The following is a 16,156-nucleotide window of genomic DNA, read 5'->3' on the forward strand; positions in this document are numbered from 1 at the left end:
ATGTTAGAAATTGAGGATTTTCAATTGGAAAGGTTAGAAAAGAAAGATTTAGAACTTATTTTAAATTGGCGGAATGCAAAAGAAATACGTTCAGTTATGTATGAAGATCATCAAATAACAATAGACGAACATTTAAAGTGGTATGAAAAACTCGTAATGGATGAAACAAAGGTTGCAAGAATATTAATATATAAAGAAAAACCAATTGGATTTGTTAATTTTACAAAAATAGATGAAATGAATCGAACTTGTTATTGGGGATTTTATATAGGTGAAAAACAAAGTGTAAGACGTGCCGGAACTGTATTAGGTTTATTAGCATTAAATTTTATTTTTGAAATTAAAGACATACACAAAGTATATGCAGAAATAATAGAATCAAACTGTATTAGTTTAAATTTTCATCAGAAACTTGGTTTCCAAGAAGATGGAAGATATGAAGATTATATTTATAGGGACAATGATTATATAGATGTCATTACAATGACCTTGTCCCGTGAACAATGGGAGGAAAGAAAAGAAGCTATAAAAATAGAACTTGAAGGTGAAAAAAATGAGTAATGTATATATCGGAGGTAGAGAGATTGGCAATAGTTTGCCACCATTTATTATTGCAGAAATGTCAGGAAATCATAATCAATCATTAGATAGAGCGTTGAAAATTGTAGAGGCAGCTGCGGAGGCCGGGGCACAAGGATTTAAAATTCAAACATATACACCAGATACAATGACTTTAAATATAGAAAATGGTGATTTTTCAATTCACGATACGAAAAGTTTATGGAAAGGCAAATCACTTTATCATTTATACAAAGAAGCATATACACCATGGGAGTGGCATAAACCAATTTTTGATCGCTGTATAGAGTTAGGGATGATACCATTTAGTACGCCTTTTGATGAAACAGCTGTAGACTTTCTAGAGACATTAAATGTTTCATGTTATAAAATTGCATCTTTTGAAAATACTGATATCCCCCTCATACGTAAAGTAGCCGCAACAGGAAAACCAATAATTATTTCGACAGGTATGGCTTCAATTGCCGAACTAGATGAAACAGTAAGGGCTGCGAGAGAAGAAGGGTGTAAAGAACTAATTCTATTAAAATGTACGAGTACGTATCCTGCGTCTCCAAAATCTACAAATATAGTTACCATACCTCATATGAAAGAGTTATTTAAATGTCAGGTGGGTTTATCTGATCATACACTGGGTGTAGGAGTATCTGTAGCGAGTGTTGCCTTTGGGGCCACAGTAATTGAGAAACATTTAACGCTCTCGAGGTTGGATGGAGGAGTTGACGCTAAATTTTCAATGGAACCAGCTGAATTTAAATTATTAGTAAGCGAAACTGAAAAAGCATGGGAATCTTTGGGGAATGTATATTATGGACCGACTGATATAGAAAAAGATTCTTTAAAATTTAGAAGATCATTATATGTAGTAGAAAACATAAAAGCGGGAGAATTCTTTACAAATGAAAATGTTAAAGCTATTAGACCAGGGAATGGCTTATTACCAAAACACATATCCAAAATTATTGGGAAAAAAGCGAATAAGGATATCGAAAAAGGGACGCCTGTTTCATGGGATTTAATTTGATATCGAGGAAATGAGAGTGTTTATAGAAAGATTTATAACAAAAATACTATTTAAGTAGAGAATAAATTTTAAAGGCCCTGTTTAAAAACAGGGCCTTTAAAAAGGGCATAATATTTAACAACTGAAGGTACCTTCATATTACCATTATTGGAATATCGATACCATATGTTAGGTGTTGAGAAATAAAAAGTTCATTCGGTACAACAAAGTGGCCAGCGAAGCTAGCTAAACACTTGTTGCACAAAAGAAAATTAGGCCCTGAAAGTAATAGATATGTAACCTAAAGTTACATTTATAGTGTTAACAAGCTTGCATATATTATACGAAAAGGTATCTAGTAAAAAATTTATTTTGTAGAAATAAAAAAGAAATTGTCACCGGATCACCTTTTGATAAAACAGCGTACTTTCAAACATAATATATTCAAATCCTTATGATATATGTAAATAAAAGAGCAGCTAGTGAAAGCTAGCTGCTTAATAAAGAAAAGAGAAGAACTACAGGGACGTTTAAATGAGTTCTGGCTTTCGCCTATCTTTAGTATTGACGGAATGTTTAGTTTTATGCTGAAAAACTTAAGAAGAGCATCTATAAAAAGACCTCTTTAAGGAAGAAATGAGATATTGAAAAGTGAATTAGGTTTTTAAAATTCAAGAAAATATATGACTATTTCATTATAATGTGACGATGAAACATAAAATAGTAGTTAACAAACTGGCCAGTATGGAAGCACAAACTTTGCATTTCAGCAAGGTAGGAACTATTTAATTGGTTTTGTACTGTTAATATTAGTTGCAAGTATTGAGTGGGATCAATGGCAAAATTTATCTTGTCCAATGTATATTATTGGATTTGCATCAATTGTTATATTAAAAATACTACCAGAATCAACATTTACTCCCGTTAAATTGGGAGCAAAAAGATGGTTTCAATTTCCTGTTATTGTTCAAATTCAACCATCGGAGTTTTTCAAAATTGCACTAATTATATTTGTCGCAAATTTAGTAATGAATCATAACGCTAAATATATGATTCGGACATATAAAACTGATTTCCTGTTGGTTGGAAAAATTATGTTAGTCTCAATTCCTCCTATTGCTCTGGTATATAGCCAGCCAGATACAGGGATGGTGTTCTTATACGCAGCATCTATTGTATTTATTCATATCAGGGATTCAAAAGAAATTAATTGCATTTTGTACATTCATTCCGGTAACTCTACTATCTACATTAATATTTACATACGTAAGATATCCAGATTTTTTCTTTAAAGAATTAGTTACTAGGTTAAAACCTCACCAACAATCACGCATTATAGGTTGGCTGAATCCAGCTGAAAATACAGATCAAGGGTATCAAACGCAACAATCTCTTTTAGCTGTTGGAAGTGGCGAATTACATGGAAAAGGATTTGGTCAAGGAAGTGTATATATTCCTGAAAAGCATACTGATTTTATTTTTGCTACCATCGCTGAAGAAGGTGGATTTATAATAGCGGCTCTCGTTGTATTGGTCTTGTTACTTCTTATATATCGAGTAACTATAATTGCATATTCAGCAGAGAATCTGTTTGGTACATTACTATGTGCGGGGCAATTAGTGTTCTAACACTTCGAATCTTCGAAAATATTGGTATAATGCCAGTAAAAGGAATTGCACTTCCTTTTTTATCATATGGAGGAAATTCACTGTTTTCAAATATGATAATGATCGGGCTTATCTTATCGGTGCATAAAAATTATAAAAAATACATGTTTCAAGTGAAATAAAAGTTAAGAATATGTTATAGATTAATTTGAAGAAATCCCCTTGTGCATCTATATGCACAAGGGGATTTCTATTTTAATAAAGCTGTGACTGTAAAATAGTTGTTATAAAGTGGATTCTCTTATGAAAAGTATGCTGTGTTATCACTTTTGTATGAATTTTTTCAACCATTAATCTTTTTGAAATCGTGTCATCCAAATAAAGAGATACTTTATTTAAACAGTCTTCAAAGCTGTTATAGGATATAATTTCATCTTTATTGAAGAACGATAAAAGATCAGACTTTTCTTCAATAATTTGAAAGCCTTGGCAAGCGGCAATATCAAACGTACGATTATTAATAGTATTATTTTTTACTTTATTTTTATTTTTATTTTGTGGAAATAGATGACTACGATGAGGATTTAAAATAAGACTAGCGTTGTTATAATAGAGCGCAACTTCTTGAGGTGGAATCCATTCTTCTATAATTTTAATTCTTCGGTGATTTTTCCATTTTTTTAATAACTTATTTCTCCAATGTCGGCCAATAATAGTATAGTGATAGGGGGTATTTTCTAAAAGGAAATGTATTAATTTTACTCGGTTTGGATAAGGATAGCCAATGAATAATACTTCACTTTTATATTTTATATTTTTTAGACTAGGTTTAAATACGTCTATATTAGCCGCTAATGGTAAGTGATATACATTGGTATATCCTAAAGCTGTGTAATATTTAAGTGCTTCGCTATCAATAGTAAATATAAAATCAAAGTTATTTAATAGAAGAAGAGAAGTATCTATATAAAATGGATCCTCAGTTAACCAGACAGCTAATTTAATGTTCCATTTTTTAAAATATTGAATTGCTTTTTGTGGTAGATGATTACCTAATAAGGTGAATACAATATCGGGATGAAAAGTTGTTGTAATGAAATCCAATTGTTGTATTAATTCACTCGGTTGTATCGCTAACCATTCGAAATTTTGATCTATAAGTGTTCCTTGTATGCTTTGATCTAGATATTGATAAATTTTTGAGTAACCAGAAGTAATGTATAAGAGTTTCATATTTCAACCCCTGCTTTAGGTTTAAAATATATTATGAGATAAACGTAACACTTTCTATTTCTTTACAACTAATTTTAGTAATACTTGTAGTAGGAGGAGTAACTGAATTTTCCTCTTCTAATGTGACGATACAAGTATTAGGGTTAAAATTTGTAAAAATAGCAGGTCCAATAATATTCCCAGATTTACCAGTCACAGTAACGACTTCGCCTGGCTGTAAATTTTTAAAAATACTACATACTCCACCTGAACAACCAAATAAATTGCATAAGAACAAATTTATTCCTCCTTTAAACAATATACTATATCATATGAAGTTTTGTAGAACGATGTGTAGACAAGTAACCTTTAGAAGAGAAAAAATTTAAATTAAAGCAATTTATTGAAATAATAGGTCAATAGAATGTTACATCTCAGGGGATACTGATTAGATTTTTCATGAAAAAAGACATTCATTAGAATGTCTTAAATATGGATTAAGCTAGAAAAATATGAATCATTTTAAAGAGTGGTTAAAGTAACACTTTCTATATCTTCACAACTTATGAATGTAGTATTGGTAGATGAAGGGGTTATCACATCTTCTTCTTCCAATACTACTGCACATATATTCGGAAAGAACAGTGAAAAAGTAGCAGGTCCAATAATTTGACCTGATCTAGTAGTAATTGTAACAACTGTTCCCGTTGGCCACGAAGAGAATAGAAAACAAGCTAAACCTGTACAATCTGCCATAATAAATCCTCCTAACTTTAAGTTTTAATTGAAGTAATAAAGTCCAAACATTTTATAGTGTATGTGGGAGTAACATGAAGTGCTTGGACTAATAGAAATCACTTTCTGGTTTTATCTCTTTATGATCAATGAGATAACTATTAAATCCTACAATACAAAGGTTTAATAAATACAATATGGTCAGAAGGTTTAATGAAAAAGATATTCTATGATATAGTAATTAGCTATTCCAAGGTCAAAATACTGTGAATAGGAATTATAAAGTGAGGAATTTTTCAGAGTAACAAATGGAAGTTTTAATAATGTAACAAAAATTGAACATAATCTTCATTAAAAAAAAGAACACAAATCAGTGCTCTTAGAAAGTAGACTATAGGGCTTTCGGATTAGTATATACTATCATATGCTCGTTTTTTTTAAGGGTGTAAACAAAATTAAATAAAAATAATACATATGAGGTTTTTAAAAGAGTAATAGCTCAACAGGATGGATTTGCATACATATAAACTAAATAACCATAATTTCATTTGTAAATTTATATAAACAAAAATATTTGAAAACAAACTTTTCGCATTGCTAAATTGAATATTCCGGTTCTTATAAGTGACAAAGGATACTTTGAGAGAGTATTGAGACAAGGATAAACTGTAAGGAAAAATTATATAAGTGATTAATTAATATAAAACCATCCTATTATTGTATATGTGGACACTGGATGTTTCTATGTAGTTTGTTTCAAGTGACTTATAATCCAATGTCTATTGGCATGTGATGTAATTAAATGTAGCTAGAATACAGTATAATATTGAAAAATATAAAGTTTGTAGTGTTTGAAACAAATTAAAGAAGTAACATAAGGAATTTACGCATAAAGTAATGTTGATGGTAAAATTAACAGAATTTTCATTTTAATAAGATAAAAATGTGATGTTTTTAACGTATAATAATTTTACTACGATGAAAATACGGCCACAAATTAGTTAATTTAAAAATTAAATTTAGATAGGAAGAGGATAATGAAGACCAGAGATAGTTATAAAATTATTGTCGTTGGTGCTGGGACTGCAGGACTATCTTCTACTGCACATTTATTAAGAAATATCCCCCTATTGAAAGAAAGTATAGCGATTATTGATCCGTCAAAAAAACATTATTTTCAGCCACTATGGAGTTTAGTGGGGGGAGGAATTGTTTCAAAGGAAAGTACAATGCGTGATCAAGAATCGCTTATTCCAAAAGGGGCAACGTGGATCCCTAAAAGTGTTGTTAAGTTATTTCCGGATGAAAATAAGATACTGTTAGATGACGGACTGCTGCTTGAGTATGAAATTCTTATTGTAGCAGCTGGTATACAAATAAATTGGGAAGGTATTAAGGGCTTAAAAGAATCTATTGGGACTAATGGGGTATGTAGCAATTATTCTTATACATATGTTGATTCTACTTGGAGAGAAATCGAAAAATTTAAAGGAGGAAATGCGCTTTTTACCCACCCTAATACTCCTATTAAATGCGGTGGTGCTCCACAAAAAATTATGTATTTAGCAGAGGAGTATTTTTGTAATAGTGGTGTAAGAAACAGAAGTGAAGTAATGTTTTATTCTGCAAACACTGACATATTTCAGGTTCCACGATATGCAAATACTTTAGAACAAGTACTAGAAAGAAAGCAAATTATAACGAATTATAATAAAAACTTAGTAGAAATTATCGCCGAAAAGAGAGAAGCAATTTTTGAAGATACGCAAACGCTGAAAAGAGAAACCATACCATATAGTATGATACATGTTGTTCCACCAATGGGGCCACCAAATTTTATTAAAGAGAGTGAAATAAGTGATTATCAGGGATGGGTAGATATAAACCCTTATACTTTGCAGCATGTAAAGTATAAAAATATTTTCGGACTTGGAGATTGTACTAATTTACCTACTTCTAAAACTGGAGCGGCAATTCGAAAACAAATACCTGTCTTAAAACAAAATATTATGGACGTACTTAGTGGAAGAGATTTGCAGGCTAAATATGATGGGTATACATCTTGTCCAATTATTACAGGATATAAAAGTCTTATACTCGCTGAATTTAACTATAAACATGAGCCTCAAGAAACGTTTCCGTTTAATCAAGCGAAAGAAAGGTATAGTATGTTTTTACTTAAAAGATTTATGTTGCCATATATGTATTGGAATTTTATGTTGAAAGGGATCCTATAGGGGAAGATAGAAAGTGGTTATAAAAATTGAAAAGCAATTTGAAATACCTATTTGGAGGGAATAGCTATGCTTTTAAAATATTTTTATGATGAAAAATTAGCACATGCTTCCTATTTAGTCGGTTGTCAGAAGGAAGGCGTAGCAATTGTAATTGATCCAGGTCGCTATATAGAACAATATATAGAATTTGCTAAGAAAGAGGGAATGGAAGTAATTGCTGCGGCTGAGACTCATATTCATGCTGATTTTCTTTCTGGGTCTAGAGAACTTTCCAATCTTTATCATGCAAATTTATATGTATCTGATGAAGGAGATTGTGATTGGAAATATCAATATCTTAATGAAGGTCGATACAAATTGGTTAGAGAGGGCACAGAGTTTAAAGTAGGTCATATAAAATTTAATGTAATTCACACCCCAGGGCATACGCCTGAAAGTATTTCTTTTTTAGTGACTGATACAAGTCAAAATAATTATACGAATGATAAACCGATAGGGATATTCACAGGTGATTTTATATTTGTAGGAGATATAGGAAGACCGGATTTATTAGAAACTGCAGTCGGTATGAAAGATACTGCAAAAATAGGAGCGAAACAATTATTTGATTCTATACAAAAAATAAAAATACTTCCTGATTATTTGCAAATATGGCCATCACATGGTGCGGGAAGCGCATGTGGAAAAGCATTAGGAGCAATTCCAACTTCTACATTAGGTTATGAAAAGATGTTCAATTGGGCATTTCAGTGTAATGAAGAAAGTGATTTTATATCAACTTTATTGACGGGACAGCCAGAGCCTCCAAAGTATTTTTCATTAATGAAGAATTTAAATAAGTATGGTCCGCCAATTCGTAAGAAGAGAAAAAGTAATGCTATTAATACAGTAGAAGAACTTCAAGAAATTTTGAAGAGCGTTCATCAAATAGTTGATATAAGGGATGTAGAGAGTTTTGCTGCAGGTCATATCGAGAAGTCAATTAACATACCTTATAACAATTCTTTCACAACTTGGTGTGGATGGTTATTAGATTATAAAACAGAAACGTTAATAATTCTAGATGAGGAAAAGGTTAAAGTGGAGGCAATTATTAGAGAATTTGAATCTATTGGGTTAGATAATATTATTGCTTTTGCACCCTTAAAAGTAATACAAAGACTTGATAGATTTGAAAGTTACAAAGAAAAAACATCGATTGAATTATATCCGCATATAAAAGGTGGAAGCGTTAAGGTTATCGATGTGCGTAGTAAAAAAGAGTGGGAGGAAGGACACCTTCATGATGCAATACATATCACTTTAGGTAATCTATTTGAACAACTAGATTATATACCGAAAGATTGTCCAATAGTTTTGCAATGTCGAACCGGATTACGTTCCGCTATAGCAGCTAGTATTTTACAAAGAGCTGGTATAAAGGAAGTAGTGAATTTAAAGGGAGGATTTCTTGCATGGAAAAAAGAAAGGCTTCCTTATACAACAAGCAATCTCAATGTGTAGGAAAATATTATTACAATAGTAAAGAAGGTCGCCATTCACGGCGACCTTCTTTACTATGCGTTATACCCAAATAATTTTAAATCTTCTCCAGACCCTGAAATAATCTTCTCAAATCGTAATCCTACTTTTTCTAAAAGCTTTCCTGAGGCGATGTTATCTATAGAAGTAATTGCTACAATTCGATTCATGCCGAGCTTTTGTACACCGTATTCGATTATTGCAGAAGCTGACTCGTAGCCATATCCTTTTGAACGGAATGTTTCTAAAAAGGCAAATCCGATATCAACGTCTTCTAATGAATCTCTTTTAATAAGGCCACACATACCAAGTGGAGTGAGATCTTCTTTTCGTTCTACTAAGTAAAGGCCAAATCCGAGTTTGTTATACATATCGATGGGACCGTTTACAATATAATTTTTTGCATCTTCTAAGTTTCTAACTCCTTTGTCACCGATAAACTGAATCCATGCAGGATCGTTTACTAACTCAAGAATAAAAGGAGCGTCTTTTATATCAAACCAACGAAGATTAAGACGTTCTGTTTTAAGAACTATCAATGATTACACCACCTTTAAAAAGTTATAACAATTAGTATGGATTGTGTAAAACAAAAGTGCAACATATTTTAATGGGGGGTTGTTCACATAAAGTTCGTTTGTTTTGTATAGAGAGATATTTTATAATTAGGATTGATTGTAAAGAGTGAGATGCTTATACAATGACTCCTAGGTAACTAGGAATTTTTACTATATAACTATCATTATTGCTAAATATGACACACTACACATTCTACTCAAGGAGGTACATAATGAAGAAATTATATAATGCATCGTTTACGTATTTGATTATCGGTTTATTATCAGGGATTTTCGCTAGGGAGTATGGTAAGTATAAAGGGATTTTAGGATCTACTTTGTTAAATCTTTTGCATACACATACACTTGTACTTGGCTTTTTCTTCTTTTTAATTGCTTTAGGATTAGCAAAAGTATTCGCGTTTCATGAAGTGCAAGGGTTTAATAAGTGGTTTGTTTTACATAACATTGCATTAACATTAATGTTAGGTTCGCTAGCAGCGAGAGGGCTTCTTCAGTTAAATGGAGCTGACTTTAAAGGGTTAACTTATATTGTAGGATTTTCTCATTCGTTGATGGCAGTTACTTTAATTTGGTTTATGTTGTTAATAAAGAAATCGTTTAAAATGTAGTGAAAAAGAACTTGTAGCGTGTGCTGCAGGTTCTTTTTTGTATGTTCAGGTTTAATAATCTTATTTTTCTAATTATTTTGTATAAAGATGGTATACTTGTTTTAAAATTAAAAAGGAGAGTTGATTATGGAAATAACAATTGAACATGTAGTAAATGAATTAAAAGGCATACTTCCTGAAGATCGAGTAGTAATAAATATGACAGTACGAGAGTTACATAGTAAAGATGAATCTTATCATACTAGTAGTTTACCTGATGTAGTTGTTTTTCCAAAAACGACCGAAGAAGTTAGCGCGATAATGAAAATAGCGATTCAGCACGGAACAGCTGTCGTTCCATTTGGAGTAGGGTCCAGTTTAGAGGGACATGTAATTCCTTACGAAAAAGGAATTACAATGGACTTTTCTCTTATGAACAAAATACTTGAAATAAGAGAAAAGGATTTTCTTGTGAGAGTACAGCCAGGGGTGACGCGCTCTCAGCTTAATAAAGAATTGAAAAAGTATGGATTATTTTTTAGTGTAGACCCAGGAGCTGATGCAACGTTAGGAGGAATGGCTGCTACAAACGCGAGCGGAACGACAGCAGTAAAGTATGGTGTAATGCGTGATCAAGTTCGAGATTTAGAAGTCGTTCTTGCGGATGGAGGGGTAATACATACCGGGAATTTAGCGGCGAAGTCATCATCAGGTTATCATTTAAATGGTATTTTCGTAGGATCAGAAGGAACACTTGGATGTTTCACGGAGTTAACTTTAAAAGTATACGGTATACCAGAACATGTTATGGCTGCGAGGGCATCGTTTCCAACTATAAATGATGCAGTAGAAGCTGTAATTAACATATTACAAGCAGGTATTCCAATCGCGAGAATTGAACTCGTTGATGAATTATCTATGAAACAAGTAAATCATTACAATGAAACAAGTTACAGAGAAGAACCGACACTATTTTTAGAGTTTCACGGCAATGAAGCAGGGTTAAAGCAAGATATTGAATTTACGAAAGAAATCGTTCTTGATCATAAATGTAAAGAAATTGCGTTTGAGACGGAAACAGCAGCAAGAAATAAACTGTGGGATGCAAGGCATAACTTAGCGTACTCTTACGTGCATAGTTATCCTGGTAAAAAGCTAATGAGTACAGACGTATGTGTGCCAATTTCGGAATTAGCTGGCGCGATTCAACATGCGAAAGAGGTATTAGATAAAGTAGGGCTTATTGGCGGTATTCTAGGTCATGTTGGAGATGGGAATTTCCATGTACTCTTAATGATTGACACAAATGATAAAGAGGAAGTAAAGAAGGCAGACGAAATAAACGAAAGTATCGTTCTGTATGCTCTTAAACGAGGAGGAACATGTACAGGAGAACATGGCGTTGGAATCGGAAAACGAAAGTATCAAGAAGAAGAACATGGGGCGGCATTATGTGTAATGGAGAAAATAAAGAAAGCTCTTGATCCGCAAAATATTTTGAATCCGAATAAGGTGTTTCAATTAAAAGATAGGGGCTGATCGGGTGAAAGTACTAGAAGCGATAAGTAATATAGCTGGAAAGTATTTTGCATTTTGGGTTATTTGTATTGCAGCTATTGCATATTTCATTCCCGCGCCATTTCTCGGGTTAACTAGTTACATAACGATTTTACTTGGGGTTGTCATGTTTGGGATGGGATTAACATTGAAGGCTGTTGATTTCAAAATCATAGCTACAAAACCATTAGCAGTTATTATCGGTGTATGTGCTCAGTTTATTATTATGCCACTTGTCGCATACGTACTAGCCTACGTTATGAATCTGCCAGCGGAATTAGCAGCTGGGTTAGTGTTGCTCGGTTCAGTACCGGGTGGCACTGCATCAAATGTTATGGTTTATTTAGCAAAAGGGAACTTAGCGTTGTCTATTGCAATGACTTCAGTATCAACGTTACTAGCACCAATTGCTACACCGCTCATTCTACTATTACTTGCAGGGCAATGGATGCCAGTAAATGCTATGTCCATGTTTCTTTCTATCGTACAAGTCATTATTGTGCCTATTATTTTAGGACTAGTAGTGAAAAAGTTTTTCCCTCATATCGTTAATAAAGGAATGACTGTTATTCCTTTAATATCAGTTGTAGCAATTATCATAATTGTTTCTGCAGTTGTTTCAGCAAATGTAAGTAGCGTTACTTCTTCAGGACTTCTTATCTTTATTGCGGTGATGCTCCATAATGCTTTCGGTTTTTTGCTCGGATATATAACTGCGTTCGTACTTGGACTAGACGAAGGGACAAGAAGGGCTATTTCAATAGAAGTAGGAATGCAAAATTCAGGTTTAGGTGTTGCACTGGCGACAGCGCATTTTGGACCGGCGGCTGCACTCCCAAGTGTATTAGCGGCAGTATGGCATAACATTGCAGGGCCAATATTAGCAACCATCTGGTCAAAAAATGCAAAAAATGAAAAGAATACTTTTAGCGATGAAAATGTATTAATAAATATAGAAAAATAGGAATGATAAATAATGCAAAAACGTATTGTACATTTTGAAGGAATGGTTGTATTTTTAGCCGCGATTTATATGTATTCGATCTATGAGTTTAGTTGGATTATATTTTTTGTATTCCTTTTAGCGCCGGATCTATCAATGTTAGCATATGGGATTAATAATCACGTTGGTGCGAAAATATATAATGTATGTCACACATATATCATATCCATATTAATTGTTCTAATAGGTGTCTATTTTAAGATAGATACCGTTATAATGATTGGCTTAATATGGACAGCACATATTGGAATGGATCGAATGTTTGGATATGGATTGAAATATGAGACGGATTTTAAGGATACTCATATTCAGAGGTTATAAGAAAAAGTATTCATATTTACAGCGGGTCTATTAAAATATTGAACAAAATTCAGTGAATGAATTTTGTTCAATTGTTGAGAAATATATATATAGATAGATACAAATAATCGAATTATGTTATTTTTATGATAATTAAAAGAAGGAGAGTGGATTTGATGAATATACAAATCACTGGCAATGAATTAATTAATAAGATGCTGAATGATTGGTATCGAGATATTAGAGCTCAACGTATAAGTGAAGCAAAAAAATTAAAAGAAGAGATCGATAAAAAGCTTTATATTATCGAATCAGATGTAAAGGTTTCATTTCACTATTATCTGTTAGAATTTCGATATAAAGTGCTAATAGATGGTTTAGGTAATTTGAAAAAAGCTTTTGATAAAATAGATGCATTGCCTAAACCGAATGATGAATATTCTAATTATTATTATTATTTATTCAAAGCCATTCATTATACAATTCTTACTAATTATAGTGAAGCTAGCAACTATTTTGAAAAAGCTGAAGGGTTATTAGAGCATATTTCAGATGAAATTGAATATGCAGAGTTTAATTATAGAGTTGCTATATTAAAATACCACTTGCATTACGCATATTCAGCTATTGAATACGCTTCAAAGGCAAGAGATATCTTTGTTAAACAAGCAGGGTATGAAGTGAACATAGCGCTGTGCGAAAATATATTAGGATTATCTTTTTCGGAATTAAAGCAGCATGATAAAGGTGAGGAATATATTGCGTCAGCAATAAACATTTTACAAAAAAATGATGCTGAAATGTTAGTATTAAGAATCAGACATAATTTAGGTTTATTGTATGCGAGTCAAAATCTTTCAGTTTTAGCAATTAGACACTTATCTGAGGTTTCTAAAAAAATGCCTACTCATTATAAGGCAATCTTTTTAGAGGCAAGAGAATATTATAAATTAGGTGAAATAGAAAAAGCGAAGGAATTAATTGAAAGTGGATTGAAGGTTTGTGAGGAATTAAAAAATGATGAATATAGATATCACTTTTTAATTCTAAAGGGATTTTGTCAGCATTTAGAGGTAGAAAAAATAGAAAAAATTATTCTTGAAGGTTTTTCTTACTTTGAAAGAAAAAATTTATCGGAGTATATTCACGAATATACCGAAAGTCTGGCATTAGAGTTTCATAAGGTAGGTAATATAGAAAAAGCAGAAAAGTATTTTTTTATGAGTTATGAAATAAAAAAGAGAATATTTGAAAAAGAAGCATTAAAATAAAGAAAAAACTTGGATTATCTATAATGGGAATAGCAGCTGGAGTTATGGGGTTTTATGGTAGAAGGTCTTTGCAATCAATTAGCTCACAGTGGATATGGTAGAATGTTTATAATTATAAAACCTAATGAAAATCCATATGCTGTCTCTGAAGATACAACGATGCCTGCAAAACAAATCTTCTATTGAACGTGGGTAATTAAACAAGTCACAAATTATAATTTGTGACTTGTTTAAGGTTGGATACTAAATGTGTTGCTTTCAATATTGAAAGCAACTTTTAAGTTTGTGATTAATAGTTAACTTAATAAATTTTGGGTTAAAATAAAAACAAATTTTTAATCAAGTCCCACAAAAAGTACGATAAGGGCGATTCGTCGGTGCAGGCGGAATGCAGTATTCTTCTTGATCTGTAGAATACGCATAAGGGTTTGATAAAGCTTCAAGAAGTTTCTCCATTACGCTATAGTCGTCATTTGTAACAGCTGCTTCTAGTGCTTCTTCTACACGGTGGTTCCTTGGGATGATTGATGGGTTATTATTTTTCATCATTTCGTAGGCGTTTTCTTTCAATTGTTCTTGTCTTTTTAATCGAGATTGCCACAGTTTGTACCAATCTTTATATTCAGGACTTTCAAATAGAGCTGTATTTTCAATAGCATCAAGAGTTAATGAACGGAATGTATTTGTATAATCTGCTTTATATTTCTCCATCATTTTTAAAAGTTGCTCAATAAGTGGTTGATCTTGTTCTTCGGTACTAAATAGTCCTAATTTCTTTTTCATTCCAAGGAACCAATGGTTTTCATACTGTACGCTAAATTTCGAAATTTCGTCTTGGGCGATCTTTAATGCTTCTTCTTCATCTTCGTGCAGAATTGGTATTAAAGATTCTGCTAATCGAGCGAGGTCCCATGCGGCCATATATGGTTGATTTCCATATGCATAACGACCTTGTGTGTCAATAGAGCTAAATACGGTTCCTTGATTGTAATTGTCCATAAATGCACAAGGACCGTAATCAATTGTTTCGCCACTAATCGTTATATTGTCAGTGTTCATTACACCGTGGATAAATCCAACAAGTTGCCATTTTGCGATAAGACTGGCTTGTCTTTTAATGACTTCTTGTAGTAATGCAGTATATCGGTTTTCATGAGCTTCAATTTCTGGGTAATGCCTTTTTATCGTATAGTCAGCTAGTGATTTCAGGTCCTCTATTGAACCACGAGCTGCAGCATATTGAAATGTACCGACGCGTATATGACTACTAGCTACTCTAGTTAAAATTGCTCCAGGTAACTTTGTTTCACGATATGTTGCTTCACCAGTTGTGACAACTGCTAAACTGCGAGTAGTCGGAATATCAAGTGCATACATTGCCTCACTAATGATATATTCACGTAGCATCGGACCGAGTGCAGCACGGCCATCTCCTCGGCGTGAATAGGGAGTAGGGCCAGAACCTTTCAGTTGAATATCGAAACGCTCACCTGAAGGAGTAATTTGTTCGCCAATTAAAAGAGCACGACCGTCGCCTAACATATTAAAATGTCCGAATTGATGGCCAGCATATGCTTGAGCTAATGGATGAGCTCCTTCTGGGAGTGCATTACCAGCGAAAATAGCAATTTCAGCTTCCTTTTTCAGTTCTTCAGGGGTCAAGCCAAGAGATATCGCTAATGAATGGTTTAGTTTAACTAACTCCGGTGAACTTACGGGAGTAGGGGGGATTTCTGTATAAAATGATTGTGGTAAAGTCGTATAACTATTATCTAAATTCCAACCTGTTTCATTATTTTTAGTCATTGTATCTCCTCCTTTTTGTATTTTAAGTTATGTATTTGTACGTATGTATTCTTTGTAAAGTTAACTAAAAGTATAATATAATATTTCCCCTTGCAATCTATTGTAAGGACTTCATTGCACTATGTCTATTTAACAGCAAATTTAAAACCTCCATTT

15 protein-coding genes and 1 pseudogene are annotated in these 16,156 nt (G+C 32.7%); 11 read left to right on the forward strand and 5 right to left on the reverse strand.

The features are described 5' to 3' along the window. The 3 genes and pseudogenes from pseH to MR167_RS11995 all read left to right on the forward strand — a co-directional run. A complete protein-coding gene (gene pseH, locus MR167_RS11985) occupies positions 1–561 on the forward strand; it encodes a UDP-4-amino-4,6-dideoxy-N-acetyl-beta-L-altrosamine N-acetyltransferase (protein WP_242314726.1) in 561 nt (186 codons plus the stop codon). After that, positions 554–1,603 carry a pseudaminic acid synthase gene (gene pseI, locus MR167_RS11990; RefSeq protein ID WP_000073381.1) on the forward strand — a complete coding sequence of 350 codons (1,050 nt, stop codon included), beginning with the start codon at positions 554–556 and terminating at the stop codon, positions 1,601–1,603. Before pseH ends, pseI begins: the two co-directional genes overlap by 8 nt. A gap of 710 nt (positions 1,604–2,313) precedes the next feature. Then, positions 2,314–3,372, forward strand: a pseudogene (locus MR167_RS11995) (FtsW/RodA/SpoVE family cell cycle protein); the annotation flags it as partial. A gap of 73 nt (positions 3,373–3,445) precedes the next feature. Here the strand turns inward: MR167_RS11995 and MR167_RS12000 are convergent. The 3 genes from MR167_RS12000 to MR167_RS12010 all read right to left on the reverse strand — a co-directional run bounded on the left by MR167_RS12000 (position 3,446) and on the right by MR167_RS12010 (position 5,158). Further along, positions 3,446–4,423, reverse strand: coding sequence for a CgeB family protein (locus MR167_RS12000; RefSeq protein ID WP_242314728.1), 978 nt, complete (start codon positions 4,421–4,423; stop codon positions 3,446–3,448). A 31-nt stretch (positions 4,424–4,454) separates the two neighbouring features. Continuing rightward, on the reverse strand, positions 4,455–4,700 hold the full coding sequence (locus MR167_RS12005; protein WP_000477970.1) for a hypothetical protein: 246 nt from the start codon (positions 4,698–4,700) through the stop codon (positions 4,455–4,457). A gap of 224 nt (positions 4,701–4,924) precedes the next feature. After that, positions 4,925–5,158 (reverse strand): hypothetical protein, encoded by a 234-nt coding sequence (locus MR167_RS12010; RefSeq protein ID WP_000752669.1) that lies wholly within the window; start codon positions 5,156–5,158, stop codon positions 4,925–4,927. Between the two features lie 1,016 nt (positions 5,159–6,174). Between MR167_RS12010 and MR167_RS12015 the strand changes: the two genes are divergently transcribed. Together MR167_RS12015 and MR167_RS12020 are read left to right on the forward strand one after the other, a co-directional pair. Further along, positions 6,175–7,374: an FAD/NAD(P)-binding oxidoreductase gene (locus MR167_RS12015; protein ID WP_000857326.1), complete on the forward strand. Its 1,200-nt coding sequence runs from the start codon at positions 6,175–6,177 to the stop codon at positions 7,372–7,374. A gap of 66 nt (positions 7,375–7,440) precedes the next feature. Further along, the gene (locus MR167_RS12020; RefSeq protein WP_000925301.1) at positions 7,441–8,877 is read left to right on the forward strand and encodes an MBL fold metallo-hydrolase; all 1,437 of its coding nucleotides are present in this window, start codon (positions 7,441–7,443) and stop codon (positions 8,875–8,877) included. A 53-nt stretch (positions 8,878–8,930) separates the two neighbouring features. Here the strand turns inward: MR167_RS12020 and MR167_RS12025 are convergent, their stop codons facing one another. Further along, the gene (locus MR167_RS12025) at positions 8,931–9,434 is read right to left on the reverse strand and encodes a GNAT family N-acetyltransferase (protein WP_000636433.1); all 504 of its coding nucleotides are present in this window, start codon (positions 9,432–9,434) and stop codon (positions 8,931–8,933) included. A 251-nt stretch (positions 9,435–9,685) separates the two neighbouring features. Here MR167_RS12025 and MR167_RS12030 point away from each other — a divergent pair, with 251 nt between their 5' ends. From MR167_RS12030 to MR167_RS32950, 6 genes are all read left to right on the forward strand, one after another. Then, positions 9,686–10,084 (forward strand): DUF2871 family protein, encoded by a 399-nt coding sequence (locus tag MR167_RS12030; RefSeq protein ID WP_000737896.1) that lies wholly within the window; start codon positions 9,686–9,688, stop codon positions 10,082–10,084. Between the two features lie 126 nt (positions 10,085–10,210). Next, positions 10,211–11,602, forward strand: coding sequence for an FAD-binding oxidoreductase (locus MR167_RS12035; protein ID WP_000406576.1), 1,392 nt, complete (start codon positions 10,211–10,213; stop codon positions 11,600–11,602). A gap of 4 nt (positions 11,603–11,606) precedes the next feature. Beyond that, positions 11,607–12,584, forward strand: a complete 978-nt coding sequence (locus MR167_RS12040) for a bile acid:sodium symporter family protein (protein ID WP_000865817.1) — start codon at positions 11,607–11,609, stop codon at positions 12,582–12,584. 12 nt (positions 12,585–12,596) lie between these two features. Further along, positions 12,597–12,944 (forward strand): DUF4260 domain-containing protein, encoded by a 348-nt coding sequence (locus MR167_RS12045; protein ID WP_001172057.1) that lies wholly within the window; start codon positions 12,597–12,599, stop codon positions 12,942–12,944. A gap of 155 nt (positions 12,945–13,099) precedes the next feature. Continuing rightward, a complete protein-coding gene (locus tag MR167_RS12050) occupies positions 13,100–14,194 on the forward strand; it encodes a response regulator aspartate phosphatase (protein ID WP_001025501.1) in 1,095 nt (364 codons plus the stop codon). A gap of 54 nt (positions 14,195–14,248) precedes the next feature. Beyond that, entirely contained in the window at positions 14,249–14,380 is a 132-nt protein-coding gene (locus MR167_RS32950; protein ID WP_106103459.1) for a hypothetical protein, read from the forward strand. 153 nt (positions 14,381–14,533) lie between these two features. Here the strand turns inward: MR167_RS32950 and MR167_RS12055 are convergent, their stop codons facing one another. Next, positions 14,534–16,000, reverse strand: coding sequence for a protein adenylyltransferase SelO (locus MR167_RS12055; protein ID WP_106103460.1), 1,467 nt, complete (start codon positions 15,998–16,000; stop codon positions 14,534–14,536). Between the last annotated feature and the right edge of the window lie 156 nt (positions 16,001–16,156).

Source organism: Bacillus cereus group sp. BfR-BA-01355, from assembly GCF_022663675.1.
Lineage (GTDB): Bacteria > Bacillota > Bacilli > Bacillales > Bacillaceae_G > Bacillus_A > Bacillus_A thuringiensis_S.

Excerpts from the sequence above, each read along its gene's own strand:
- pseH (WP_242314726.1), top strand. The coding sequence starts at position 1 with ATGTTAGAAATTGAGGATTTTCAATTGGAAAGGTTAGAAAAGAAAGAT.
- pseI (WP_000073381.1), top strand. The coding sequence starts at position 554 with ATGAGTAATGTATATATCGGAGGTAGAGAGATTGGCAATAGTTTGCCA.
- MR167_RS12000 (WP_242314728.1), bottom strand. The coding sequence starts at position 4,423 with ATGAAACTCTTATACATTACTTCTGGTTACTCAAAAATTTATCAATAT.
- MR167_RS12010 (WP_000752669.1), bottom strand. The coding sequence starts at position 5,158 with ATGGCAGATTGTACAGGTTTAGCTTGTTTTCTATTCTCTTCGTGGCCA.
- MR167_RS12015 (WP_000857326.1), top strand. The coding sequence starts at position 6,175 with ATGAAGACCAGAGATAGTTATAAAATTATTGTCGTTGGTGCTGGGACT.
- MR167_RS12020 (WP_000925301.1), top strand. The coding sequence starts at position 7,441 with ATGCTTTTAAAATATTTTTATGATGAAAAATTAGCACATGCTTCCTAT.
- MR167_RS12030 (WP_000737896.1), top strand. The coding sequence starts at position 9,686 with ATGAAGAAATTATATAATGCATCGTTTACGTATTTGATTATCGGTTTA.
- MR167_RS12035 (WP_000406576.1), top strand. The coding sequence starts at position 10,211 with ATGGAAATAACAATTGAACATGTAGTAAATGAATTAAAAGGCATACTT.
- MR167_RS12045 (WP_001172057.1), top strand. The coding sequence starts at position 12,597 with ATGCAAAAACGTATTGTACATTTTGAAGGAATGGTTGTATTTTTAGCC.
- MR167_RS12050 (WP_001025501.1), top strand. The coding sequence starts at position 13,100 with ATGAATATACAAATCACTGGCAATGAATTAATTAATAAGATGCTGAAT.
- MR167_RS32950 (WP_106103459.1), top strand. The coding sequence starts at position 14,249 with ATGGTAGAAGGTCTTTGCAATCAATTAGCTCACAGTGGATATGGTAGA.
- MR167_RS12055 (WP_106103460.1), bottom strand. The coding sequence starts at position 16,000 with ATGACTAAAAATAATGAAACAGGTTGGAATTTAGATAATAGTTATACG.